Annotated in this window: 19 protein-coding genes; 14 read left to right on the top strand and 5 right to left on the bottom strand. The window is 45.6% G+C overall.

Annotated features, from left to right (window positions below; translation table 11 throughout):
• The first annotated feature begins 104 nt into the window (after positions 1-104).
• The 3 genes from polA to L0G63_RS07280 all read left to right on the top strand — a co-directional run bounded on the left by polA (position 105) and on the right by L0G63_RS07280 (position 4,483).
• Complete coding sequence (gene polA, locus L0G63_RS07290) at positions 105-3,083, top strand: DNA polymerase I (protein ID WP_301450044.1); 2,979 nt, start codon at positions 105-107, stop codon at positions 3,081-3,083.
• A gap of 323 nt (positions 3,084-3,406) precedes the next feature.
• Complete coding sequence (locus L0G63_RS07285; RefSeq protein ID WP_301450043.1) at positions 3,407-3,868, top strand: hypothetical protein; 462 nt, start codon at positions 3,407-3,409, stop codon at positions 3,866-3,868.
• 264 nt (positions 3,869-4,132) lie between these two features.
• On the top strand, positions 4,133-4,483 hold the full coding sequence (locus L0G63_RS07280) for a hypothetical protein (protein ID WP_301450042.1): 351 nt from the start codon (positions 4,133-4,135) through the stop codon (positions 4,481-4,483).
• A 115-nt stretch (positions 4,484-4,598) separates the two neighbouring features.
• On the opposite strand, the gene hemH is transcribed toward L0G63_RS07280, so the two are convergent.
• Positions 4,599-5,618 (bottom strand): ferrochelatase, encoded by a 1,020-nt coding sequence (gene hemH, locus L0G63_RS07275; RefSeq protein ID WP_301450041.1) that lies wholly within the window; start codon positions 5,616-5,618, stop codon positions 4,599-4,601.
• Between the two features lie 443 nt (positions 5,619-6,061).
• Here hemH and L0G63_RS07270 point away from each other — a divergent pair, with 443 nt between their 5' ends.
• The 5 genes from L0G63_RS07270 to L0G63_RS07250 all read left to right on the top strand — a co-directional run bounded on the left by L0G63_RS07270 (position 6,062) and on the right by L0G63_RS07250 (position 11,593).
• On the top strand, positions 6,062-7,414 hold the full coding sequence (locus L0G63_RS07270; protein WP_301450052.1) for a homoserine O-acetyltransferase: 1,353 nt from the start codon (positions 6,062-6,064) through the stop codon (positions 7,412-7,414).
• Entirely contained in the window at positions 7,411-8,028 is a 618-nt protein-coding gene (metW, locus tag L0G63_RS07265; protein WP_301450040.1) for a methionine biosynthesis protein MetW, read from the top strand. Before L0G63_RS07270 ends, metW begins: the two co-directional genes overlap by 4 nt.
• A 402-nt stretch (positions 8,029-8,430) precedes the next feature.
• On the top strand, positions 8,431-9,012 hold the full coding sequence (locus tag L0G63_RS07260) for a tetratricopeptide repeat protein (RefSeq protein ID WP_301450039.1): 582 nt from the start codon (positions 8,431-8,433) through the stop codon (positions 9,010-9,012).
• A 157-nt stretch (positions 9,013-9,169) separates the two neighbouring features.
• Positions 9,170-10,297: an HNH endonuclease gene (locus tag L0G63_RS07255; RefSeq protein WP_301450038.1), complete on the top strand. Its 1,128-nt coding sequence runs from the start codon at positions 9,170-9,172 to the stop codon at positions 10,295-10,297.
• 243 nt (positions 10,298-10,540) lie between these two features.
• On the top strand, positions 10,541-11,593 hold the full coding sequence (locus tag L0G63_RS07250; protein ID WP_301450037.1) for a rhodanese-related sulfurtransferase: 1,053 nt from the start codon (positions 10,541-10,543) through the stop codon (positions 11,591-11,593).
• Positions 11,594-11,674: 81 nt separating this feature from the next.
• On the opposite strand, the gene serA is transcribed toward L0G63_RS07250, so the two are convergent.
• On the bottom strand, positions 11,675-12,901 hold the full coding sequence (serA, locus tag L0G63_RS07245) for a phosphoglycerate dehydrogenase (protein ID WP_301450036.1): 1,227 nt from the start codon (positions 12,899-12,901) through the stop codon (positions 11,675-11,677).
• 332 nt (positions 12,902-13,233) lie between these two features.
• On the opposite strand from serA, the gene L0G63_RS07240 reads away from it, so the two are divergent.
• Complete coding sequence (locus L0G63_RS07240) at positions 13,234-14,676, top strand: FAD-binding oxidoreductase (protein ID WP_301450035.1); 1,443 nt, start codon at positions 13,234-13,236, stop codon at positions 14,674-14,676.
• A 95-nt stretch (positions 14,677-14,771) separates the two neighbouring features.
• Here L0G63_RS07240 and L0G63_RS07235 read toward each other — a convergent pair whose 3' ends face one another.
• The gene (locus L0G63_RS07235; RefSeq protein ID WP_301450034.1) at positions 14,772-15,401 is read right to left on the bottom strand and encodes a BLUF domain-containing protein; all 630 of its coding nucleotides are present in this window, start codon (positions 15,399-15,401) and stop codon (positions 14,772-14,774) included.
• A gap of 534 nt (positions 15,402-15,935) precedes the next feature.
• Between L0G63_RS07235 and L0G63_RS07230 the strand changes: the two genes are divergently transcribed.
• Both L0G63_RS07230 and L0G63_RS07225 read left to right on the top strand, forming a co-directional pair.
• Positions 15,936-17,573, top strand: coding sequence for a carbon-nitrogen hydrolase family protein (locus L0G63_RS07230; RefSeq protein WP_301450033.1), 1,638 nt, complete (start codon positions 15,936-15,938; stop codon positions 17,571-17,573).
• Between the two features lie 108 nt (positions 17,574-17,681).
• The gene (locus tag L0G63_RS07225; RefSeq protein WP_301450032.1) at positions 17,682-18,239 is read left to right on the top strand and encodes a protein disulfide oxidoreductase; all 558 of its coding nucleotides are present in this window, start codon (positions 17,682-17,684) and stop codon (positions 18,237-18,239) included.
• A 178-nt stretch (positions 18,240-18,417) separates the two neighbouring features.
• On the opposite strand, the gene L0G63_RS07220 is transcribed toward L0G63_RS07225, so the two are convergent.
• On the bottom strand, positions 18,418-19,776 hold the full coding sequence (locus tag L0G63_RS07220; protein ID WP_301450031.1) for an NCS1 family transporter: 1,359 nt from the start codon (positions 19,774-19,776) through the stop codon (positions 18,418-18,420).
• Positions 19,777-19,813: 37 nt separating this feature from the next.
• Complete coding sequence (locus L0G63_RS07215; protein ID WP_301450030.1) at positions 19,814-20,512, bottom strand: aspartate/glutamate racemase family protein; 699 nt, start codon at positions 20,510-20,512, stop codon at positions 19,814-19,816.
• A 141-nt stretch (positions 20,513-20,653) separates the two neighbouring features.
• On the opposite strand from L0G63_RS07215, the gene L0G63_RS07210 reads away from it, so the two are divergent.
• The 3 genes from L0G63_RS07210 (at position 20,654) to lspA (ending at position 25,101) form a co-directional block, all read left to right on the top strand.
• Positions 20,654-21,370 (top strand): GntR family transcriptional regulator, encoded by a 717-nt coding sequence (locus tag L0G63_RS07210; protein WP_301450029.1) that lies wholly within the window; start codon positions 20,654-20,656, stop codon positions 21,368-21,370.
• A gap of 250 nt (positions 21,371-21,620) precedes the next feature.
• Complete coding sequence (ileS, locus tag L0G63_RS07205; protein WP_301450028.1) at positions 21,621-24,452, top strand: isoleucine--tRNA ligase; 2,832 nt, start codon at positions 21,621-21,623, stop codon at positions 24,450-24,452.
• Complete coding sequence (gene lspA / locus L0G63_RS07200; protein WP_301450027.1) at positions 24,445-25,101, top strand: signal peptidase II; 657 nt, start codon at positions 24,445-24,447, stop codon at positions 25,099-25,101. The genes ileS and lspA overlap by 8 nt, the downstream gene beginning before the upstream one ends.
• The last annotated feature ends 237 nt before the right edge of the window (positions 25,102-25,338 follow it).

Here is a 25,338-nt window from a genome sequence, read left to right as displayed (position 1 = left end):
TAAAACCGCTAGAACATCTCGTAACGGTTAAGCAATTCGGCACGCGCCAGTTTTATCGTTATAATAAGAGCATATTTTTATCTAACAGCTGATAAGTGACCTCTATGACTGATCCTATAAACGACCATACAACCGACAGTGACCACAACTCGCATCAGGCAATCGATCCTAAAGCCTTACCAAACTTTGACGATATGCCAAATGTGGCACTGATGGACACCAGTCATGTAGACAAAAACCAGCCGCCCTTTATCTTAGTTGACGGCTCTTATTATTTGTTCCGCACGTATCATGCCCTCCCAAAAACCATGCAAAACTCGCAGGGCCTAATCACCAATGCGATACGTGGCACATTGAACGCATTGCTCAAACTCATGCGTCGTTATCACCCGACCCACATGGCTGTCTGCTTCGATACCAAGTCACCGACTTTTCGCCATCATATGTCGCCTGACTATAAGGCAGCTCGTCCGCCTATCGATATAGAATTGGTAGAGCAAATCCCTTATATCCATCGTTTGGTCAGCGCTTTAGGTATCCCACTGTTACGTATTGAGGGTGCAGAAGCCGATGATATCATCGGTACACTCGCCTACCGCGCTGTTGAGCAGGGTCATCATGTGGTCATCTCAACGGGCGATAAAGACATGATGCAGCTGGTCAATGACGGCGTGATATTAGAAGATAGCTTCACCGGTAAAATCACCGATACACCAGCGGTAATCGATAAGTTTGGTATTAACCCAAACCAAATGATTGATTTCTTAACGCTCATGGGCGACAGCTCTGATGGGATCAAAGGCGTGCCAGGTATCGGTAAGAAAACTGCCAAAGACTTGTTGGTTGAGTATGGTGACATCGACAACATGCTCAAGCACATTGGCTTTATCAAAGGTCGCGGTGCAAAAGGTCTGATCGAGCATGCCGATGATATTCCTTTTAATAGAAAGCTCGCTACCATCGTCACCAATCTCGAAATCGGCCAAGACTGGAATGATCTCAAAATCAATACCGATCCTTGTGCGCATATAGAGGAGCTTCGCACCCTATATACCGAGCTTGAGTTTAGAAATGAGCTAGCATCACTCGATCACCCAAACCATCCTGCGAATGGCGCGCAAAGTGTCGCTGACAGCCAAGCAGACGCTGAGTCACAGGCACAAATTGCCAAGTCACTGCAATCGACCAACACTGATAATATGACGGGCAGTAACCATCAAGATAAAGCGTGGCACACTGTGCTCGACGAGCCAGCATTTGATAGTCTGATTGAAGCTTTAGAGGCAGCGCCGCACTTCGTCATTGATACCGAAACCACTAGCGTCCATTGGCGTGACGCGCAAATCGTCGGTTTATCTTTTGCCGTACAAGCTCACGAGGCCTATTATATTCCGCTCATCCATAGCTTAGAAGGTGATGAGCTGACAGCGAAACAACTCGAACGCGATACGGTATTAGCACGCTTAAAGCCTGTGTTAGAGAATCCGAATATCGGTAAAATCGGTCAGCATCTAAAGTATGATGCGCATATCCTTGCGCACTATGATATTGACTTAGTCGGCGCCATACATGAGCAGCCAAATAACTGGGCAATGGACACCATGCTGGCAAGCTATGTCATCAATGCGGCAGCCACTCGCCACGGTATGGACGATCTGGCGCGCCATTATCTACAAACGCAGACTATCAGTTTCGAAGATGTGGCAGGCAAAGGGGCGAAACAAGTCACCTTTGACCAAGTGGCTATCGATATCGCCAGTGACTACGCGTGTGAAGATGCCGATATCACCTATCAATTATTTGACGTATTCAGCGTTGAGTTGGCTAACGATGCCAATAATGCCAAATTGCTCCATGAGTTAGAGATTCCAACAGCAGAGATACTTTGCCAGATGGAAGCAAACGGTATTCTCATCAAACGCTCATTTTTAAACGAGCTATCAAAACGCTTTGATGAAGAGATTATCGCACTAGAAAAACGGGCTTATGAAGTTGCTGGCGAAGAGTTCAACTTGGGTTCACCGAAGCAGCTTGGCGAGATGCTGTTTGAAAAGCTTGGCGTGCCGGGCGGTAAAAAAACCAAGTCTGGTCAATACTCGACTGGGGAAGCGGTTCTATCAAAAATCGATCACCCATTGGTCGATATTACCTTAGAATATCGCGGGTTATCTAAGCTCAAAAGCACCTATACCGACGCGCTCGACAATGTTGCAGATAGCGAGACGGATCGCGTGCATACCAGTTATCATCAAGCACTCACCAGCACTGGTCGTCTGTCATCAACCGATCCTAATTTACAGAATATTCCGATTCGTACGGCGACGGGTCGTCTGATTCGCCAAGCCTTTATCGCACCAGAAGGTCGCGTCATCTTGGCCGCGGATTACTCTCAGATCGAGCTACGTCTCATGGCGCATTTCTCAGGTGATAAGCACTTGACGCATGCTTTTAACGAAGGGTTAGATATTCATGCTGCGACTGCCGCCGAAGTACTTGGCAAGGACGTTGCAGACGTGACCCCAACTGAACGCCGTAATGCCAAGGCCATTAATTTTGGTCTGCTATACGGTATGAGTGCGTTCGGTCTTGCCAAGCAGCTACAAATGAGTCGCGGCGAGGCGCAAGACTATATCGATATGTACTTTGAGCGCTATCCGGGTGTCAAAAACTATATGATTAATACCCGTGCTAGCGCGTACGAGCAAGGCTATGTCGAGACGATACTAGGCCGTAAACTCTATACCCCTGATATCAATCATAGCAATCGTATGGTCAAGCAAGGCGCTGAGCGCGCCGCAATCAACGCGCCTCTACAGGGTTCCGCTGCTGATTTGATTAAGCTTGCCATGATTGCCGTTGATAAGGTATTGCCGAAAGATCAAGCCAAAATGCTGCTGCAAGTCCATGATGAACTGGTGTTTGAAGTGGATGCCGATAAAGTAGACGCGGTTAGCCAATTGATTACCGATGCCATGCAAGATGTCTTGAGGACAACAGCGGTAGATAAAGGCTGGCATGTCGACTTTGCTGTACCGTTACTAGTTGAGACTGATAGCGGTCAAAACTGGGATGAGGCGCATTAATCATTGATTTGGTCAACTTAGAACGCTAGTGAGCTTAAAGATATGATGGGTTTTGAAACCCACTGTATTATCTATATAAACAACCACTTATGACTACTTGGTTATATTCTATGACGTTATTATTACCATATTGGGTTATAATAGCGTCATAGTAAATTATGCATATTTCGTTAGATGTTTTTCGGTTTAGAGTGAGCCTACGGGCTCACTTTTTTGTTTTTGACACATTTTTTTGATACGCAGGAGCTAGTTATTTTGAGTTCAGATGGCATTATTGAAATCCCTAGTATGATCTTGCTATTTGTCTGTTTGCTGCGTTGTACATGATACAAAGTCATATCAAGCACATTCAGGCCTTTTGGTTGGCAGCCGTACTTGTATTTTTTACCGTCATTCGTCGCGAGCTAAACTATCTACCAGATTTGTTGGTTCCGAGCGATTTCTCGTTTTTAAATCAATCTTATGATTGGTGGGAAGACAGTGTGCTGACCGTTATCTATCTCGTCGCGCTTGGCCTATTAGCTTATTCGAGGCACTACCTATGGGCAGTGTTAAAGAACGTGCCAGTCTCGCTCTACCTCATCGTTACCGCGCTGGCAATCATTCAATATATGGGCGAGAACGCCATTATGTTCCCGCATACCTTTGGGGAGATTGTCGAAGAGCTATCTGAAACTGCGATTTACGCGATTGCCTTGACCTATCTATGGCGATTTAAGCTGGCTGATTATGAATCGTGTCTGGCACAGAAGTTCAATTATGAGCTCAAGCATGTCAATCATTAGTACAATCATTATCATGCTCTCTCTATACTGACATCATAAGAAAACTATAAACGACCCTATAATGACAAGCGGCTGCTCCATATGAGTGGCCGTTTTACTTTTTGGCAATCGCCTTACATTTTTTGAACATCCTGTGACACCTTACTACTAGTGAAAAACGCCATAAGCGTACACACTGATAGGCATATTAATAACATCGCAACGCACAATATCATAAACAGTTGGTGCGATACTCTCTCTAATAAATACAATAAAGGATCAACTATGGAAAACTCAAAGAACCCATTACCAGAAGAGATGGATCATATCGATGGCAATCGCCGCGACAATAATGACAGCAGCGATAACCAAGACAACCAGTTGGTTGATTTAGACAACCCAATGCTACACACAATCGACAACGATGATGTCATCGACAATAGTGCAGGCTTTGACAACTCAGAAGTCGGTAGTGCTGCCACACAAGGACTAACGCCTATGCATCGCCAAAACATAGATGAATCACGTGTCGATGAGATTTTGGTGCAAGACAATCTTGATGACAACGATTATCCAGATCCGGCAGATATCGCTGATAGAGACGCTGCAGAACGTAGCAATGATGACGATTTTTAGAAATTAGCACTGCGGTTGACATAGCCCTTTAGAGCGAAAAAGCACGCTTAATATCGTTAAGCGTGCTTTTTTATGGCTTATCATTTAACTAACAGTAATAGATATTTTCAGCTGATTATACCCATCCATCAAGTGTGCCAGCCCAGCCTTTTACAAGAGGCAAGCTCAACGCTTCGAGCAATTCAATGTGTGTCTCATCAAGGTTTAGCGCAGGAATATAGTGATACTCTTGCCCGCCCGCGTTAAGGAAATTATCACGGTTCTCAATAGCAAGTTCCTCTAGCGTCTCAAGACAATCCGCTGAGAATGCAGGACTAATCACTTGTACCGAGCGTACACCAGAGTTGCCCCAATCTTCGAGTACCACATCGGTATACGGCTTTACCCACTCTTGCTTACCAAAGCGCGACTGAAAACTAATAATCCACTCGTCTTCTTTTAGGCCAAGTGCATGTGCCACTTGCGCAGCGGTACACTTGCAACGCTTAGGATACGGATCGCCTTTATCAGCATAAGGCTGCGGGATACCGTGAAAGCTAAACATTAATTTTTCGGGCTTACCATGCTTTTCTTGGAAGCGGCGTATCGAGTTAGCCAATGCCTGAATATATAGTGGATGCGCAAAGTAATCTTTGACAATCGTATAATTTGGTAGGTTACGTTGCTTAAGTGTCCACTTCGTCAGCGCATCATATACCGCACCACCTGAAGAGGCTGAGTATTGCGGAAACAAAGGTAAGATAACAAAGTGGTCCACGCCTTCTCCGCGCAACGCATCCATGACATCAGGCAATCCAGGATTACCATAGCTCATCGCAGGATGCACAGAGACGCGAAATGGCGCTACGCTATTTGCCAAACGCGGCTCTAATAGCTCAACTTGGCTTTTTAATATTTTACGAATCGGCGAATCCCCTTCCCAGATACTGGCGTAAGCCTTTGCCACGCGCTTAGGACGACTTGGCAGGACAAACAAATTCAAGATAATGGCCCACAAAAACTTGGGAATCTCGATCACTCGCGGATCTGACAAAAACTGTTTGAGATAGCGTCGTACGGCAGGTGCCGTTGGCTCATCTGGCGTACCAAGGTTGACTAACAGGACAGAAATACGTGGAGGCAATTCAGGTTTCATAGCAGCACTATTTATCAGCAGTAAGTTATTAGAAGTCGTGTCATCATAAAGGTACCAGATTGCTCATACACCTTTGTGCAAACACCGCATTAGTGTAGCATTTTATCCCTTCATAACGCATGGCAAAAGCGCACTTGTACAATTTGATACGCAGTCGCCAATCTTTTATCGTTTATCCTTTACGACATAATGCTATAAAAGCGTCTTTAAAAGAGCGGTTCGGCGGTTGTACTCCTCCGCGCATCACCCTACAATAGGCAAGCCCAGTTTATAAAAACGGTGTAGGCAAAGTAGTCTGTCAACACCTTCCTATTTTGCTCTTATTTTATTGATGATTGTTGTCTTGCGAGGTAGCTTTGAACGCACGCTCTGATAATACCAGTGACCAGTCCCCTAATTCTCAAACTCACGTAAACAGCTCAGCCAATACTGCTGCTGGATCTGTGGGTGTGGTTACGCCACAAAAATTCCATTTTGCTGAGCCATTGACCTTAGAATGTAACCGTACTCTGCCCTCGTTTGACTTGATGGTAGAGACTTACGGCACGCTCAATAGTGATAAATCAAATGCGATTTTGATTTGTCATGCGTTATCGGGCAACCATCATGCAGCTGGCTTTCATAGCGTTGATGACAAAAAAGCGGGCTGGTGGGACAATATGATTGGCCCCAACAAAGCCATCGATACCAATCAGTTTTATGTGGTGTGTGTCAACAACATCGGTAGCTGTTTTGGCTCAACAGGGCCAACAACTATTAATCCCGATAGCATTAGTTCGGATGACAGTATCGATTCAAGCGATAGCAAGGCAAATAACAGCAATGAGCCACAAGTCTACGGCCCTGATTTCCCACTTATCACGATTAAAGACTGGGTAAAAACCCAAGCCATGCTCTCAGATCGTCTTGGCATCGATGTCTGGCATGCCATCGTCGGTGGTTCGATGGGCGGGATGCAAGCGCTGCAATGGTCCGTCGACTATCCCGATAGGCTAAAACGCTGTGTGGTGATTGCCAGTACGCCGAAACTGTCTGCTCAGAACATCGCCTTTAACGAAGTCGCCCGTCAGTCTATATTGTCCGATCCTGATTTTAAGGATGGACGCTACATACAAGCTGGTACCTACCCTCGTCGCGGCCTCATCTTGGCACGGATGGTTGGTCATATCACTTATTTGACTGATGACGCGATGAAAGCCAAGTTTGGTCGTGATTTAAAATCGGGCAAGTTCATGTACGGCTATGATGTCGAGTTTCAGGTTGAGAGCTATCTACGTTATCAAGGCGAGCGCTTTAGTGAGAACTTTGATGCCAATACTTATCTGCTCATGACCAAAGCCTTGGATTATTTTGATCCAACGCGGGACTACTCATCAGCCCAACCAGATGACGTGACAGAATCAATGACGCCTATTGAGTCGTCAATCTCTGCTTCAGTCAATGCGATCAAAGAGGATTTTGAAGAGACGCTAAAGGCCATTGATGATACTGACCATGATAGTCACCACGAGCGTCAGCGTGAGCTTTCTGCACTCAAAGCTGCCTTGGCTCATACACAGTGCCAGTACTTAGTTGTCTCATTCACCACTGATTGGCGCTTTGCCCCAGAGCGCTCTCAGGAGATCGTAGACGCGCTCATGGCGACTGGTAAACCAGTCAGCTATATCAATATTGATGCGCCGCATGGACATGACTCTTTTTTATTTGATATTCCTCGCTACATGGGTGCTGTTAGAGGATTTTTGACAGCGCCATTTATTACCCATAGTCGCCCAGCCACAGGAGAGCGCTCATGAGAATGGATCACCAATTAGCAGAGCGTTGGATTGCACCGCAAGCACATGTACTGGATTTGGGCTGCGGTAATGGCGAGCTTCTCGCTCACTTACAGCAAAAACTGGGCGTCACTGGATATGGGCTTGAGATTGACGAGGACAAAATCAACGAAGCAATCGGTAACGGCTTATCGATTGTTGAGCAAGACCTAAACGATGGCTTGGCACGCTTTGCCGATAACAGCTTTGATACCGTGGTCATGGCGCGCGCGCTACAAGCGGTAAAAGCGCCTGATGTCCTACTGCTCGATATGCTACGCGTCGCTCGTGAGGCGATCATCACTTTTCCTAACTTTGCCCATTGGCAAAACCGTCTTCATTTGGGACTAAAGGGTCTGATGCCGGTGTCTGAGGCACTGCCTTATGAATGGTACAACACGCCAAACATTCATTTATGTACGTTTAAAGACTTTGAACAGCTATGTACGCAGCATGATATCCACATTATCAACCGCTTTGCGGTCAGTGACTCTGATAAAGGACATACACCGCTGATGACCGCTCTGATTAGACAAGCACCCAATCTACTCGCAGATGTTGCCATCTACCGAGTTACCAAAAAAAATCCAAAATAACGTCAACTATTTGATATATATATGAGTCGGCAAGATGATCATTGCGCTTTGACTTCTGACCTTACTAAATTATTAACTGGTTATTTTTTATAGTAACTCTATGATTTTACTAAGGACAATCAGGTACAGGTAGCGATGAAATCTTGTAATTAGTATTTGAGTTTCGTAAGTTTGGGTGTTAAGCTAGCAAAATGTTGTCAGTCAACCCACTATTACGACCGTTTGTCTAATTAGCTTGGGCCAATTTGATAACACCAAAATGACAAACCCCATTGCTAATAATTAGGTAAATGCCACTCGCAAGATTTCGCCTAGTTGTTATCGCCGCCTAACTGCCTTTAGCGAGACAATGTTTAGCGGTACAATTTTCTTGCGTATTAACTGCCTAATTTTGGAGCTGCTATGAAACTATTAAAAGCCGCATTGTTTACTGCCTTATTTTCTTGTGCTGGTTTGGCCAATGCTGAGTTAATATCCAACGTACCGCTTGATACGTCACGCTTTGAGCTGATGCCTGTGAGCGAGCTGTCTAACCGTGCCGCTCAAGGCAACGACCATGCTCAATTTTATTTAGCCAAGCGTTTGCAAAAAGGCGAAGGTATCGCTCAAAACACCCAGCAAGCTATCCAGTGGTACACCAAAGCCGCTCAGCAGGGCGTTGCTCCTGCGCAATTAAACCTTGCAATCATGTACTTACGCGGTGAAGGCGTACAGCCTAACTTGCAACAAGCCCGTCACTGGCTAGAAAAAGCGGCCATGCGTGGCGACAACCGTGCAAGCTATACCCTTGCCCTCTTGGATGAAAAACAAAAAAATCTGGTCGATGCTTATAAGTGGTATGACTTGGCTGCCCGTGATGGCATGCTCGACGAAAAAGTCCGTAACAAAGCGCGCGGCAAGATTGGACAGTTGGCATTGAACTTATCAAGCTCAGACATCGCCAATGCACGTAACCAAGCGGATCGCTGGTTCCAGAGTAAGTAAACTCTAAACGAACCTCAAAAAAGATTAAGTTGATAATAGGAAATCCAGCCTTTGAGCTGGATTTTTTGTGTATGAAAGCAAAGGATTTATATAAATTGAAAGCAGCTCAATCCTATTCATTTGATAAATTTATAGCCTCCTAAATCGAAGGAATGTTATGCAAACAGTTACCCCAACAATAAACCCATACCTCTTTGAAAGACAGTACGATGCTTTTATAAGGTTTGTAGGAGAAAAGTCAAATATACCTTTTGTATCTTTTGCTTCACATCCTTATACAGATCAACAAGAAGGATATAAGTATCAAATTTATAGAGTTGCTCGCAACAAGCTTTCGTTTCATACATGGAAAAATCATGATATTGGAAGTGGGAAAATTATATTGGCAACCATCGAGACCATTGAGTTTCCAGATAATAATTTAGTTCCATGGCAAAATCGCTATGGTGAACAAAATCGACCACATCAACCACTTTTTGAAGCAATTGGTAACTCTATTAAGACAGAGGAAGTTGAGAGCGCTTTATTTAACCTTTATCACTCATCAAATGACGAACAAATATTTGATGAATTGATTAAAATTTTTGGAAGGAACTATTCTCTTTTAGCTTATCTTTACTTTATTAAAGATAACTCGAAATACTTACCTATCGCACCTACTTATTTTGATAGAGCATTCTCATTATTAGGAATAGAGTTCAAAACTAGTCAACGTTGTTCTTGGGAAAACTACTTTATTTACTTGCAAATTATTAGTGATATCAAAATAATGCTAATTGAAAAACTCAAAAGTGAAGTTAGCTTATTAGATGCTCATTCGTTTGCTTGGATGCTTTCTGCACAAATGGAAAAAGAAGATAAGCTTGCTGATGTTAGTGAGTATTTAAGTCTTAGTAGTACAGAGAAGGACTCAGTTGTAAGATCACGTATAGGTCAAGGACTGTTTAGACAAAACCTTATTGAATATTGGTCTGCTTGTGCTGTCACTGGATGTAAGGAACTAAAACTATTAAGAGCATCTCATATCAAACCTTGGTCTGAATGCGGAGACATAGAACGTCTTAGCCTTTACAACGGCTTACTTCTATCACCAAATTTGGATGTGTGTTTTGATGCAGGTTTTATAAGTTTCGATGATTTAGGTCAAATACTAATCTCAAATAAAATCAGTGCCAATGACCTTCAGGCCTTATCTATCAACAAAGAAATGAAACTATCAAATATTTCTTCTGAGCATAAGAAGTATTTACAATATCATAGGAAACATATTTATAAACAAAGCTGAAAACATCAAATCCTTTATAAAAAGCTCAGTATTTTTCTGGGCTTTTTTATTTTTATCTTATAATCAAAGCATTTATTATTTCAGCTCCTATCAAGCTGAGCGACATAAACTATTCAAAACCCTCATAAAATTTGCTACACTACGCGCGCACTGGCCTAATTCCACAATTGTGCTAGTGTTATTCACTTATTTACCTTTTTTAATATTGCACTGGGTTTACGACTCAGCCAGCAGGAGACTTGCATGACCACTGACAACCGCACAAATAATCAGCAACACGCCGCCGAATACGACAGCGAAACCAACAATATCGTCGTCGCCGCACTTTATAAATTCACACGCTTCACTGACTTTGAGCAGTATCGCGAGCCGATTTTGAATACCATGCTAGATAACGATGTCAAAGGCACTTTATTGCTGGCAAGCGAAGGCATTAACGGTACGATTTCTGGTACGCGTCAGGGTATCGATACCATCCTTGACTATCTGCGCAATATCGAAGCGATTGGTACGTTTACTTTCAAAGAGTCTTATACCGATGCGCAGCCGTTTTACCGTACCAAGGTGAAGCTCAAAAAAGAAATCGTCACCATGGGCGTAGAGAATATCGACCCGTTGGCATCCGTTGGTCGCTATGTAAAGCCTAGCGAATGGAATGCATTGATCTCAGATCCTGAAGTGACTCTCATCGATACACGTAATGATTATGAAGTACAAATCGGTACGTTTCAAAATGCCGTCAACCCGAACACTGAGACCTTCCGTGAGTTTCCAGAGTACGTATCAAAAGAGCTCGATCCAGCCAAGCATAAGAAAGTTGCCATGTTCTGCACAGGCGGTATCCGCTGCGAGAAGTCAACTGCCTATTTGCGCGAGCAAGGGTTTGAAGAGGTTTATCATTTAGAAGGTGGTATTCTAAAATACCTAGAAGAAGTCCCAGCCAGTGACTCTATGTGGCAAGGTGATTGCTTTGTTTTTGACAACCGTGTATCAGTCAATCACAACTTAGAAAAGGGCAACTACGAGCAGTGTTTTGCCTGCCGTATGCCGATCACTAGCGATGACATGCAGAGCCCAGCCTATATCAAAGGCGAGTCATGCCCGCATTGTATTGACAAAGCCACAGATGAGCAAAAAGCTAGATTCCGTGAGCGCGAGCACCAAATGCAGCTAGCGAAAAAGCGCGGCGAGGCTCATATTGGTAGTGACGTGATGGATGTGATAGAGAAGCGCAAAGCCGCCAAAGCGGAAGCGCGTCTACAGGCAGAAGCAGCAAACAACGTCAACGCTGACTAAATATAAAACTTGATTAAATACAAAAAAAGAGAGGCTCTATGTAATAGAGCCTCTCTTTTTTATATCAGCTATTCGTACCAATTAAAACAAGATACGTACGCGGATAGTCTCTTCTACATCTTTTAATTGATCGAGTGCCGCCGTCGAATCGTTATAATCGACATCCATCACAAGATAACCCACATCACCTTCTGTCATCAGGCTCTGTGCTAGGATGTTAATCCCTGCTTCAGCAAACAAGCGGTTGATCTGAGACAGTACGCCTGGGACGTTTCTATGAATATGTAGCAGACGATGCGAGTTTTCTTTGAACGGGATAGAGACTTCTGGGAAGTTCACAGCAGTCGCCGTATCACCTTGGTCAGAATATCTGACAAACTTATCAGCGACTTCAAGGCCGATATTGGCCTGTGCCTCTTGTGTTGAACCACCGATATGCGGCGTCAAAATCACATTATCAAACTTACGTAATGGTGATTCAAACTCTTCGTCAGCTGACTTTGGCTCTTTTGGGAACACATCGATAGCAGCGCCCAACACTTTACCAGACTCAATCGCATCCGCCAGATCATCAATCTCGACACACGTACCGCGAGCGGCATTGATGAAGTAGCTGCCCTCTTTCATTTGAGCGAACTGCTCAGCTTTCATCATATAGCGCGTACTTGGCACATCAGGCACATGTAATGTCACGATATCAGCGGTTGAGAGCAGCTCTTCTAGACTGCCTACTTGTACCGCATTACCTAGAGGCAGCTTGGTCACGACATCATGATAGATGACTTTCATGCCAAAGCTTTCTGCGAGCACAGACAACTGCGAGCCGATAGAGCCGTAACCGACGATACCGATCGTCTTGCCACGCACTTCGTGTGAATTGGTCGCAGACTTACCCCAGCCGCCGCGATGTACGGTTGCATTTTTTTCAGGGATACCGCGGTACAGCATAATCGCTTCAGCCAATACTAGCTCAGCCACCGAACGGGTGTTCGAAAATGGCGCGTTAAAGACAGGAATACCCAAATCACGAGCCGCATCAAGATCAACTTGGTTGGTACCAATACAAAAGCACCCAATGCCGATAAGCTTATGCGCATGCTCAAGTACTTCACGCGTCAACTGAGTACGCGAACGAATACCGATAAAGTGAGCATCTTTGATCTTTTCAATCAGCTCATCTTTGTCTAACGCGTGACTGATATTTTCGATGTTGTGATAACCAGCACCTTCCAATACTTTTAGGGCATTGTCATGTAGACCTTCAAGCAATAAAAACCGGATTTTGTCTTTTTGTAGTGATAACGCCATATGAGAACTGTCCTATATTTGTTTTATAAGATTATCTGTCGGATAATCTGTGATGGATGAAACGAAAACAGTCCAGATATCTTACACAAAATTTGACGCCGATGTTAGCAGATTAGATAAATTATTGGTTACCTAGCCTGAAAATTTTTTATGCTATAGTGAATCACTCTGTGTCAAACCAAGCCACTGTTTTATTATTTCCCGCTTTTTGTATCAAAAAGCTATCCACCACTTATTGCTATTGCGAGCCGACTCCTCACTGAATTTATCGCCATTTCGCTATATAATAAGTAGCTCCAACATCATGCTTACGCCAATATTGAGATATGACCATGACGACAACTACCGATCAGCCCACATCCCAAACCCATACCAACGCTGTGCAGACTATCCTAAGCTCACTGACTGACACCCATCAATTTGACCCCAGCCAAATAAAGACCGACGCCGAAAGCTTAGAGCACTGGGGCAAAGACTGGACCAAGCACTTCGCCCCCGCTGCCGCTGCCATCGTCTTTCCAAAGACCACCGAACAAGTACAAGCCATCGTCCTACTGGCTAATGAGCATAACGTCGTCCTCACCCCTAGCGGTGGTCGTACCGGACTCTCAGCAGGCGCGGTTGCTGCCAATGGCGAGATCGTCGTCAGCATGGATAAAATGAACCAGATTGGACAGTTCTATCCAGCGGACCGCATGGTCGAGATTGAAGCGGGCGTTGTCACCGAACAGCTACAGCAGTTTGCCGAATCAAAAAATCTCTACTATCCTGTCGACTTTGCCTCAGCAGGCTCTAGTCAAATGGGTGGTAACATCGGTACCAATGCTGGCGGCATCAAAGTCATCCGCTATGGCATGACCCGTCAATGGATCATGGGACTAACGGTCGTTACGGGTAAAGGGGATATCTTGCACCTCAACCGCGGCATGGTGAAAAACGCCACGGGTTACGATTTACGTCAACTGTTTATCGGGGCTGAGGGAACCTTAGGTCTTGTCACCCATGCACAAATCAAGCTTGAGCGTCAGCCACAAGACCTAAATGTCATAGTGCTGGGTATGGACAGCTTTAGTGACGTCATGAATGTTTTATCAGCCTTTCAAGCGCAGATTGACTTGACTGCCTTTGAGTTTTTTGATGATGTGGCGATTGATAAGCTCATGGCACATGGTCAAGTACAAGAGCCGTTTGAATCACGTACCAAGTTTTATACCCTACTAGAGTTTGAAGCGCCTTATGAGCCCATCATGGAAAAAGCCATGGCCGTCTTTGAGCATTGCTTAGAGCAAGGCTGGGTGGTTGATGGGGTGATGAGCCAAAGCCTTAGTCAGGCGGCTGAGCTGTGGAAGCTGCGCGAGTACATCTCAGAGACGATCTCGGTGTTTACCCCGTATAAGAATGATGTGTCTGTGCTGATCAGTTATGTGCCTGAGTTCATTAAAGAGATTGATGCGATTGTCAGCAGCAATTACCCTGACTTTGAGGTGTGCTGGTTTGGTCATATCGGTGATGGTAATTTGCATTTGAATATCTTAAAGCCTGAGAACATGAGTAAGGATGATTTCTTTAGCGAGTGTCAGGTGGTGAATAAGCACGTGTTTGAGACGGTACAAAAATATGGCGGGTCGGTCTCGGCTGAGCATGGGGTGGGTATGACGAAGAAGCCGTATCTGCAATACAGCCGCAGTGAGACGGAGATTGAGTACTTGCGTGAGGTGAAAAAGGTGTTTGATCCTAATAATATTATGAATCGCGGGAAGGTGTTTGATATGTGATTGATAGGCCAACTATTTATCTCAAAAAAAGACGCTAACCCATAGGCTAGCGTCTTTTTTTATTCATCAGATCATCGTTTGTAAAGGTACATGGTTTACCAGTATAGCAACATCAACCCCACTACCAGCAAGATACTAAGAAACCCTTGGACAATCAAAAAGGCTTGATGCGGCGCGGCGACATGGCGGAACATATTGCCTAGCGCATTGTAAGTAATGCCCGCTGCTTTGATATGTGGCTGGGTATCGAAATTTTTGATAATTTGCAAAAATTGCTCAGTACGATCAGGTGACCAGCCGTGCGGCGCAAACGGTAAAAATAGTGACAACTGTGCCGCTTGTTCTTTGGTGGCAGGCGACCATAGCCAGCGCTCCAAAAACAGCAGACGCATGCGCCAATCTGAGAAGCTGCGATGATCAATCTCTTGTAGTAAAAGCACTTCGATATTTTTGTGACGACTATCAGCAAAGATACGTTCTTGTAGCGCAAAGACATGTCTTTTTTCGCCTTCGATACACTGCAAAAATTGACCATTGCCATAACACAGTGTGCCTGTAATACCATGCTGCTCATTGTAATCGCGCGCATGAGCCTCTACGTCCTCGAATATCGAGGTATTCAGGCGTGAACCGAGCGTTAGCGTACTGACATAGACCAATTGAACCAGTGCTGATTCTTGTATTGCATCCCATTGCTTGATTCTATTGCTACGAGTTAAGGGCATAATAAAATAATCCTAAAAGCCGATAACGCTGGCCAAATGAAACAAGCAAGACGATACTATGCCTGAAGTAGATAAAGCTGCAGACTCACAAAAACGTAGCAAATAGTTACTACGTGAGACTATTATTACTTATATAGCTTGCTATCATAGCAAGTAAAATGAATGATACTGATAGATATTACTTAGATTTTATATTTAGATAATAAATAGCAAAACAGTCGCCGTTGTAAAGGCATTGGGCAACCCTGTATTTCGTTATTAACAATCCAATAAAAAACCAAGTGATACGGCAGGCAATGATTACTAAGGTTTATTCCTCTATATCAGTCAGAATAAACCTCAAATACACTGAGCAACATGGCATAAAATATTGCTATAACCCATTGTAAATAGAGTAATAATTATTGTAGCGGCTATATCTGACTATTGGAATATTCTTATTGGTTTTTTTTCATAAAAATTGACAAAATCGAGTGTTTAGGATCATTGCATTACGCATACTCAAATTTAGTAGAAATTTAATATAGGAATATCATGAGTAAAATTGAAAAAACAGATGACTTTCATCTCACGATCGCTGAGATCAAGAAAAAAGACTATCCCCAACTAAAAGCACTAATGGACCGTGTTTATGCAAACTTAGGTGGTGCTTGGTCCAAAACAACCATTCACACCTTAATTGATGCCTTTCCTGAAGGGCAGATTGCATTATTTGATCATGATCAATTGATTGGTATCGTCCTCTCCATGCGTGTCGATTATGCAAAATTCTCCAACCCGCATACTTATGATGATTTGATTGGACAAAAAGAGATCATCAGAGACAACCCTGAGGGTGATGCTATTTATGGTTTGGATGCGCTGATTGACCCTGATTATCGTGGCTACCGTCTCGGTCGCCGTCTCTATGACGCACGCAAAGAACTGTGCCGTCAGCTCAACTTCCGCGCGATTTTGGCGGGTGGCCGCATTCCCAACTATCATAATCATCAAGACTTGAGCCCAGGCGAATATATTGATGCTGTTGAAAGCCGTGAAATCCATGATTCAGCGTTGTCTTTTCAACTATCAAATGGTTTTATTGTCAAGCGCATCTTGACCGCTTACCTACCAGATGACAAACAGTCGAAAGGCTTTGCCACGTTGCTTGAGTGGTCAAACATTTATTATGAGCCAAAAGATTATAAGCCCAATACGCGTAAATCTGAGGTGCGTATCGGTGGTATTCAGTGGCAGATGCGTGAGGTCGAGTCGCCTGAAGAGTTGCTCCAGCAAGTGGAGTTCTTTGTCGATGTGATGGCCGATTATAACTCTGACTTTGCTTGTTTGCCTGAGTTTTTTAACGCGCCGCTGATGGGCTTGTGCGAGTCTACTGACCAAAACATCGCCATTCGCTTTTTGGCCGATTACACCGAATGGTTTAAAAATGAAATTTCGCATTTGGCCGTCAGTTACAACGTCAATGTCATTACAGGCTCTATGCCTTTATTAGACGAAGACGATACCTTGTACAATGTCAGCTATCTGTGCCGCCGTGATGGTACGGTTGAAGAGCAACGCAAAATTCATATCACCCCGCATGAGCGTAGCGCGTGGGTCATTGAAGGTGGCGATAAAGTACAGGTCTTTGACACCGATGCGGGGCGTATCGGTATTTTGGTTTGTTACGACATCGAGTTCCCTGAGCTGTCTCGTCTGCTCGCGCTTGATGATATGGATATTTTATTCGTGCCTTTCTGGACAGATACCAAAAACGGCTATTTGCGTGTACGCCATTGTGCTCAAGCACGTGCCATTGAAAACGAATGCTATGTCATGATCTGCGGCTCGGTAGGTAACTTGCCACAAGTCGAAAGCTTGGATATTCAGTACGCACAGTCGTCTATCTTCTCACCGTCAGATTTTGCATTCCCACATGATGCCATCATGGCAGAGACCACGCCCAATACCGAGATGATTTTCTTCTCTGATGTCAACTTAGATAAGCTTACCCACGTGCGTCACGAAGGCTCAGTGCACAACCTGATTGACCGCCGTGATGACTTATTTAGTTTAAAATGGAAGAAAAAGTCCAAAGTATCGGCCAGTAAATTAAGCGATGCCGAACGCCGCGAAAACTCAGGCAGTGTGCTCATTGGTGATCCCTTACAAAACCGCGCGCAAAAGCCATAATAACGTATCTGCTATAACTCCCCACTGACTTTTTACTCCAATAAACGGCTGCATCATCAGCCGTTTATTTTTATCTATCAACACATAAAAAGTATAAAAGCAACCCCTATGACGACTGGTAATGGTATCGACAAAACCCTCGAAAAACCGAAAAAAACACCCAAACAGCGCATCCTGTCTTTGCTTAAGACAGCACTGCTCTATGGGGTGATATTTTTGGTGATTTATAGTGTGGTCAACTGGTGGCGACAGCCTGTCATGCCAGCCGATCCGCAATTGCAATTAATGGACTATCAAGGGCAACCGGTGGATTTGGCCGAGCTGAGTCGCCAGCAGCCAACACTGATATATTTTTGGGGGACATGGTGCTCAGTCTGTAGTGTCACATCGCCAACGATAAATAGGCTAGCAGCGACAAACGATCATGCTGTCATCACTATCGCTGTGCAGTCAGGTGATGATCAAGATTTACACCGCTACCTCGATCAGCATCAGTTTGGCTTTACCACCATAAACGATCAAGAAGGTCATATTTTTACCGATTGGCAAGGGCAAGTCACGCCCTCTTATGTCATTTTAAAAGATGGCGAGATGACGCAGGGATTGACAGGCATTCAACCTCTTTGGTCCTTAAAACTGCGGCTTTGGTTATCATCAATTTTTTAATCGACCATACCGATATCCATTGTTTGTGGCCTCTGTCAGAGTGAGCTCAGAAAGTCAGAAGGCATTTTTTCTCTACAATATGTCTATAGCCAAAATAAAAGCCTGTCTACCTGGTAGATAAACAGGCTTTTTTTAGAAACGGTGATAAACGATTGCAGTAGGGGCACGCCCTAACCTTTTATGACATAAAACGCTGCGCGGCAGGCATTTTGCGCATCAAAATCCAATAGATCAATCCGGTTGGAATCAAGCTGGCATACCAAGACACACTATTAAAAATCAGTGCCACCACGATACCGATTATCATCGCGATAATCGCCGCCATGTTGACCCCTTTATAAGGGCCATTGGCATCATAAAGCTTGTCCAGATCAAGGGTTTGCTTACGAATGACATAATAGTCCACCACTAAGATGGCAAACAGAGGACCTAAAAAGGCCGAGTAGGTCTGGATAAAGAGGTTCAAGCCAGCCGCAGATTCGTCCTTGACCAGCTCCCATGGAAAGGTGCCAAACGCGAGCAAACCCACGATGACAGCCGCGGTTTTAAACTTAATATTAAAAATATCCATCAACGCGTAAGCAGGTGGTACCACGTTGTTTAAGATATTGGTAGTGACCTGTGCAAAGGCAATAAAGAGCATGGTAATGATGAGCAGCGGCTTGTTATCGACTGCACTGGAGAACACCTTAATAGGATCCACCTCACCCGTTGCGCTGGTGACCATCAAACCAATCAGTCCCATAAACAAAGTCGCTGGTAAGATGGAGTTGGCATAAATGACCACTTGCCGAAAAAACCCAACGTTGTGATTCAGCTCGCGTGAATAGTCAGAGACGTTGAGCATCATGGTGCTATAAACGCCCAAAAATAGCATGGTGGCACCCCAAAACGGAGTGCCCCACGTGCCTTCAACATTGACCAAATTGCTGGAGATGACGTCGCCATATTTGTTGAGGACGCTAAAAAACATATACGCCAGTGAGCCGATGATAAACACCGAACCGATATTTTCAAGCCATTTGATGCCATGAAAACCAAGGACTGATAAGCCAATTTGTAAAAATTGAAAACCAATGAAGAATACAACAAGGTTGTTGTAGCCAAATAAGGCATCAGACACCAAGTTGAGCGCGCCTGCCCCAATCCAGCTTTGAAAGCCGAACCAAACGATAGCAGGAATAGAACGCACGAGCGCTGGGATACGATTGCCAGAAAAGCCAAAAGATGAGCGGCATTGCACCATAAAAGGTATGCCGTATTTGTGCCCTGCACGGCCGTTTAGCATTAATGCCGCGCCAATCACTGTGCAGCCAATCGTAATGGCCAGTACCACTTGTAACAGATTTAGCGTCCCCACCAACCCTGAACCGACTGTGAACGTCCCGATAGATACGCACCCACCCAGCCATGCAAATAAGTAAGACCAAGATCCCATGATACGGGTGGTTTGCGGTGCAAGGCTTTCCTCTCCTATCGCCTTATTATCAAACGTATCTGCTTCTACCGCTACGGCGGCGCCTCTTGCATTCTCCATTGTGTCCTCCTCCCTCAAAAAATGTATCGGTTAATAATTAACCTTGTACTGGCATGGCATAAGCCCCTATTTTGCTCGTTTTTAAACCACAACCAACCAACGCCTCGACCATACGAGTGGCAACGACCACCCCATCAATCACGGGCACGCCCGTCTCTTCAGTCAACCACTCTGTCAGATCTGCCATCCCCGCACAGCCCAGCACCACCGCCTCACACTTGTCCTCACGCACCGCACGCAATATCTCATCACGCACTTTTTCACGAGCGCCAGAGTTTGGCTCTTCAAGGGCGAGCACTGGAATGGATGCCGAGCGCACACGGCGACAGCGGTGTGATAAACCATAACCATGGATGAGGTGTTCAATCACGGCAACAGAACGCGGCAACGTGGTCACCACACTAAACGAGGTCGAAATCATGCTAGCGGCCTTCACGGCTGCCTCACAAATGCCAAGCACAGGTCCAGAAAACACCTCACGGCAAGCGCCAATGCCTGGATCATCAAAACAGGCAACCACCACCCCATCAACACCGTCGGCTTCTGCTTGTTGCAAGCGTCTGATCAAACCGGGTACCGACAACGCTTCATCATGATGACCTTGAATCGATGCTGGGGCATCTGTTCCAGAAGCGCCAATAATCTGGGTACCCGCACTGGCACGGCTGCGCGCACTCTCCACGATCTTATCGGTCATCGATGTCGTCGAATTGGGATTCATTACTAAAATTTTCATATACACTCACCGCCAGTCATTCAGGCTTTTATTGATAGAAAAATTATTGTTAACTATTATTGTTAACAAAACAACCATAAATTTTAATTTTTGTGGTGATGGCGGTTGTGGTGGTTCAGATAGGCCTCTATAATTGCCGCCATGAAAACACTCAAAACCCAAAAACCAGTCGGCAATACTGACCTTCTGCCCGAACAAATCATCGTGAACTCAATTACAGCCGCGGTGTCAGAGCAGCGCGTGCCTGCGGGTACTAAGCTTGGCGAGCAGATGCTCAGCGATTTGTTTGGCTGCAACAGAGCCAATGTAAGGCGCGCCCTCTCGACCCTTGCCACGATGCATGTCGTAGACATTCAGCCCAATCGCGGGGCTTTTGTTGCTACCCCTTCACCCAAAGAAGCTTATGATGTGTTTGAGGCGCGGCGCACGATCGAGCGCACCATCGCTCATGGTGTGATTGACAATGTGTGTACCAAAGACATTACAGAGATGCGCGCAACCATCACGGCCGAGGCTGAGGCGCGAGCCGCTGGCAATAAACCGGCAGAGCTGCGTTTATCACGCATATTTCATATGCATCTTGCGCTGATTGCAGGCAATCAAGTGTTAGAGCGATTTTTGAATGAGTTGACGCTGCGCACAACCTTGATTATTGGCTTATATAACAAAGTGGGCTTGTCGAGCTGCGCGGGCGATGACCACTCGCATATCGTGCAAGCGATTGAAGCGCGAGATGAAGCGCGTCTCATCTGGCTACTGGAGGAGCATTTAAACCACCTTGAAGCCAGTCTCGACTTTGAATACTCAGCACCGCCTTTTTCTACATTAGCCGAGCAGCTACTCATCACGCCTAATTAAGCCTATAGGGCACACGCTTATTAAAACGAGTCGTTGGTCTATTGCGACGCTTTATCAGTACGTGCATACCTGTCACCACTTGGTCTTGAACAGCTAAGTGTCATGTCCCCTATTTTTAGTCCATTATTTGTCCTATAATGAATGCCCTAGAATTTGCCAATCAGTCTCACTGATTCATAATTCGCCCTATAACATATAGCATTCCTATTATTATCCTTCCCTTGTATCAATAGAGACAAAGACAACGACTATGACCGAATCCATCGACTATAAAGACACTCTTAACCTTGCGGATACGCCATTTGCGATGCGTGCAAACCTTGCCAAACGCGAGCCAGATTGGTTAGCTGCTTGGGAGGCGGATGACGTCTATGGCAAGATTAGAAGCGCCCGTGACGGCGCGCCCAAGTATATTTTGCACGATGGCCCTCCATACGCTAACGGGCAGATTCACTTGGGTCACGCGGTCAATAAAGTCCTCAAAGATATTATTGTGAAGTCAAAAACCCTAGCGGGCTTTGATGCGCCGTACGTCCCTGGCTGGGATTGTCACGGTCTACCGATCGAACAAAAGGTCGAAGCCAAAGTTGGTAAAGTCGGGCAAAAAGTCTCGGCAACCGAGTTTCGTGGTCTATGCCGCGAATACGCCAGTACCCAAATTGAGTTGCAAAAAGCCGATTTTAAGCGTCTAGGCGTGTTTGGCGATTGGGACAACCCTTATCTGACCATGAACTTTGCGCAGGAAGCCAACATCGTACGTGCGCTGGCAAAAATCCATGAAAATGGTCACGTAACGCGCGGCATGAAGCCAGTGAACTGGTGCTTGGACTGTGGCTCTGCTCTAGCAGAAGCCGAAGTGGAATACCAAGACAAAGTCTCTGATGCCATCTATGTCAGCTTTGATGTATTGGGTACGGACAAGCTCGATGCCATGGCAGCCATCGACGACACCATTGCCGCGGTCATCTGGACCACCACCCCATGGACGCTACCTGCCAACCAAGCCATCTCAGTCCATCCTGAGCATGACTACAGTGTGGTCGCGACTTCAAAGGGTAACTTGCTACTGGCCACTGACCTTGTTGACGCTGCAATGACCGCGCTCAGCCTTGAAAACCAAGGCATCCTCGCGACCGTATCAGGACGTGAGCTTGAAGGGCTTCAAGTACAGCATCCACTGATTGCAGAGCGCCAAGTGCCGATTATCCTAGGCGATCACGTCACCACCGACAGCGGTACAGGTCTGGTACATACTGCCCCAGGTCACGGTTTGGACGATTATATCGTTGGTCTAAAGTACAACCTACCTGTTGAAAACCCAGTCAGCGGCAGCGGTGTGTATCTTGACAGCGCAGCGATCTTCGCAGGCGAGCACATCTATAAAGCCAATCCAAAAATCATCGCTGCCCTACATGACAATGGCCATCTAATCAGCCATACCAAAATTGAACACAGCTATCCACATTGCTGGCGTCACAAGTCACCAATTATCTTCCGCGCCACGCCGCAGTGGTTTATCAGTATGGAAGCAGAAGGCTTACGCGCGCGCGCACTTGCCGACATCCCGAAAGTGAACTGGACGCCAGCGTGGGGACAAAACCGCATCGAAGCGATGATGAACGGTCGTCCTGACTGGTGTATCAGCCGTCAGCGCACATGGGGCGTGCCGATTACGTTCTTTACGCACAAAGAAACGGGCGAGCTGCATCCAAACACGCTTGAGATGATGGAAACAGCCGCACAAAAAATCGCTAAAGGAGGCGTAGAGGCATGGTTTGATGCCAGCTGTGAAGACTTCTTAGGTGATGAGGCTGCGGACTACGACAAAGCCACCGACACGCTGGATGTGTGGTTTGACTCAGGCACGACGCATTTTGCGGTGCTTGAGCAGCGCGATGAGCTGACCAATCCTGCTGATATGTACCTTGAAGGCTCAGATCAGCATCGTGGCTGGTTCCAGACCTCCTTACTGACCTCAGAGGCGATGTACGAGCGCCCACCGTTCAAGCAAGTCTTGACCCATGGTTTTGTGGTTGATGAAAACGGTCGCAAGATGAGTAAGTCACTTGGCAACATCATCACGCCGCAAGACGAGATTAACAAAACGGGCGCGGACATGCTGCGTCTGTGGATTGCCTCGAGCGACTATCGCTATGAGATGAGCGCAGGTAAGACGGTGTTTAAAGGCGCGATCGATATGTATCGCCGTATTCGTAACACCTTGCGCTTCTTACTGGCCAATACTGATGACTTCAATCCTGCAACCGACAGTGTACCGATGGACGAGCTGGTCAGTCTTGATAAATTCATCATTGAGCGCGCGCAAACCGTACAAGCGCAAATCATCAGTGCCTATGATGCGATGGACTTTCACCAAGTCACCCAGCACGTGACCGCGTTTTGCTCGCAAGACTTGGGCAGTTTTTATTTAGACATCATCAAAGACCGTCAGTACACCACCCAAAAAGACGGTCAGCCGCGCCGCTCTGCCCAGACGGCAATCTACCATATTGCTCATGCATTGATTCGCTGGATCACACCGATCCTGTCATTTACCGCGCAAGAAGCGTGGGAAGTGCTGAACCAACGTGAAGCAGATAAAGGCGGCTACGTGTTTACTCAAGAATGGTATGAATTCCCAGCGTTTGAGCTCAGTGCGATTACTCATGATGACTGGCAACGTATTATGTTTGCTAAAGACATGGTAAACAAACACATCGAAACCGCACGTGGTGAAAAAATCATCAATGCCAATTTATCGGCTGATGTGAATCTATACGCTGATGGCGCTATGTATGAAAGCTTATTAAAGCTTGATGAAGAGCTGCGCTTTGTATTGATTACTAGCAATGCAACACTCGAACCTATGAGCGAGGCACCTGCTGAGTCCAAGCAGGCAGACGAGGCCAATACAGACGAAGCTGCTGACTTAGTGGTACAAGTCAGCGCTGCCGCTGGTACTAAGTGCGTACGCTGCTGGCATATTCGTGACGACATCGGTACAGATAGCGCCCATCCTGAGATTTGCGCACGCTGCGTGACCAATGTCAGTGGTGATGGAGAGGTGCGCCACTATGCCTAACCCAACGGACTCATCTGATAGCCAGCAAGACCAGCAGCCGCAAGTTAAGGTCGATCACTCGCCCAAGCCTGCTCACGCGACCACTGGTAGCTCAACCACGCCTAGAGGTCGCCTGACCAAATCAACAAATAGGACACCAAAAATGGTGGCCAATGGCAGTCGTGCTTTTATGTGGTATGCACTGGCGCTGATTATCATTGTCATAGATCAGTGGACCAAGTGGCTGGCAGAAACCAAGCTGACCTTTCATGATCCAGTGCCAGTGATCGAGCCATTTCTCAATTGGACATTGGCTTATAATTACGGCGCAGCATTTAGCTTTTTGGCAGATGCGGGCGGTTGGCAGAAGTGGTTTTTTTCAGGGTTGGCACTTGTGATGTCGCTATTTTTGATTATCTATTTACTCAAAGCGCCTCGCAAAGCTACTCTATTATCACTTGGTCTTGCCATGGTATTGGGCGGTGCGCTTGGTAATTTGATCGATCGCTTGCTACATGGTCATGTGATTGACTTTATCCATGTGCACTATGCTGATGTTTGGCATTATCCGATTTTTAATATCGCAGATATTGGGATTTCTCTCGGGGTTGTACTGATTGTCATCGATATGCTGTTTTTGGAAAGGAAGCGTGAAGTGCCACGGTCATAATTTTAAATAGTATTATGAATACCGTTTATCTTATAAATAAAAAAGGTGGGTTACGCAGTCGTAACTCACCTTTTTTTGTCTATTTTTGACGATTGAATATGTATATCAGTTTGCCCCATTGGTACAATTTCTATTCATGCACCCAAATACCAGTCTCACCGACAAAGTAAGTGTGCGTGTCTTTGAACCGCCCCGGAATTGTCGGAGACTCAATTTTCTGAGAGAATACGACAATGA

It is taken from the genome of Psychrobacter sp., assembly GCF_030454045.1.
Classification (GTDB): Bacteria; Pseudomonadota; Gammaproteobacteria; order Pseudomonadales; family Moraxellaceae; genus Psychrobacter.
Note: the sequence above shows the minus strand (reverse complement) of the source record. Positions and strands in the feature narration are given on the sequence as shown.

What these genes read in the sequence shown, in the direction of transcription:
- metW (WP_301450040.1), top strand. Translation starts at nt 7,411, where the DNA reads ATGAGAATGGATCACCAATTAGCAGAGCGTTGGATTGCACCGCAAGCA.
- L0G63_RS07255 (WP_301450038.1), top strand. Translation starts at nt 9,170, where the DNA reads ATGCAAACAGTTACCCCAACAATAAACCCATACCTCTTTGAAAGACAG.
- L0G63_RS07235 (WP_301450034.1), bottom strand. Translation starts at nt 15,401, where the DNA reads ATGCCCTTAACTCGTAGCAATAGAATCAAGCAATGGGATGCAATACAA.
- L0G63_RS07250 (WP_301450037.1), top strand. Translation starts at nt 10,541, where the DNA reads ATGACCACTGACAACCGCACAAATAATCAGCAACACGCCGCCGAATAC.
- L0G63_RS07225 (WP_301450032.1), top strand. Translation starts at nt 17,682, where the DNA reads ATGACGACTGGTAATGGTATCGACAAAACCCTCGAAAAACCGAAAAAA.
- L0G63_RS07285 (WP_301450043.1), top strand. Translation starts at nt 3,407, where the DNA reads ATGATACAAAGTCATATCAAGCACATTCAGGCCTTTTGGTTGGCAGCC.
- L0G63_RS07230 (WP_301450033.1), top strand. Translation starts at nt 15,936, where the DNA reads ATGAGTAAAATTGAAAAAACAGATGACTTTCATCTCACGATCGCTGAG.
- L0G63_RS07210 (WP_301450029.1), top strand. Translation starts at nt 20,654, where the DNA reads ATGAAAACACTCAAAACCCAAAAACCAGTCGGCAATACTGACCTTCTG.
- L0G63_RS07215 (WP_301450030.1), bottom strand. Translation starts at nt 20,512, where the DNA reads ATGAAAATTTTAGTAATGAATCCCAATTCGACGACATCGATGACCGAT.
- L0G63_RS07280 (WP_301450042.1), top strand. Translation starts at nt 4,133, where the DNA reads ATGGAAAACTCAAAGAACCCATTACCAGAAGAGATGGATCATATCGAT.
- lspA (WP_301450027.1), top strand. Translation starts at nt 24,445, where the DNA reads ATGCCTAACCCAACGGACTCATCTGATAGCCAGCAAGACCAGCAGCCG.
- hemH (WP_301450041.1), bottom strand. Translation starts at nt 5,618, where the DNA reads ATGAAACCTGAATTGCCTCCACGTATTTCTGTCCTGTTAGTCAACCTT.
- L0G63_RS07260 (WP_301450039.1), top strand. Translation starts at nt 8,431, where the DNA reads ATGAAACTATTAAAAGCCGCATTGTTTACTGCCTTATTTTCTTGTGCT.
- L0G63_RS07220 (WP_301450031.1), bottom strand. Translation starts at nt 19,776, where the DNA reads ATGGAGAATGCAAGAGGCGCCGCCGTAGCGGTAGAAGCAGATACGTTT.
- polA (WP_301450044.1), top strand. Translation starts at nt 105, where the DNA reads ATGACTGATCCTATAAACGACCATACAACCGACAGTGACCACAACTCG.
- L0G63_RS07240 (WP_301450035.1), top strand. Translation starts at nt 13,234, where the DNA reads ATGACGACAACTACCGATCAGCCCACATCCCAAACCCATACCAACGCT.
- serA (WP_301450036.1), bottom strand. Translation starts at nt 12,901, where the DNA reads ATGGCGTTATCACTACAAAAAGACAAAATCCGGTTTTTATTGCTTGAA.
- ileS (WP_301450028.1), top strand. Translation starts at nt 21,621, where the DNA reads ATGACCGAATCCATCGACTATAAAGACACTCTTAACCTTGCGGATACG.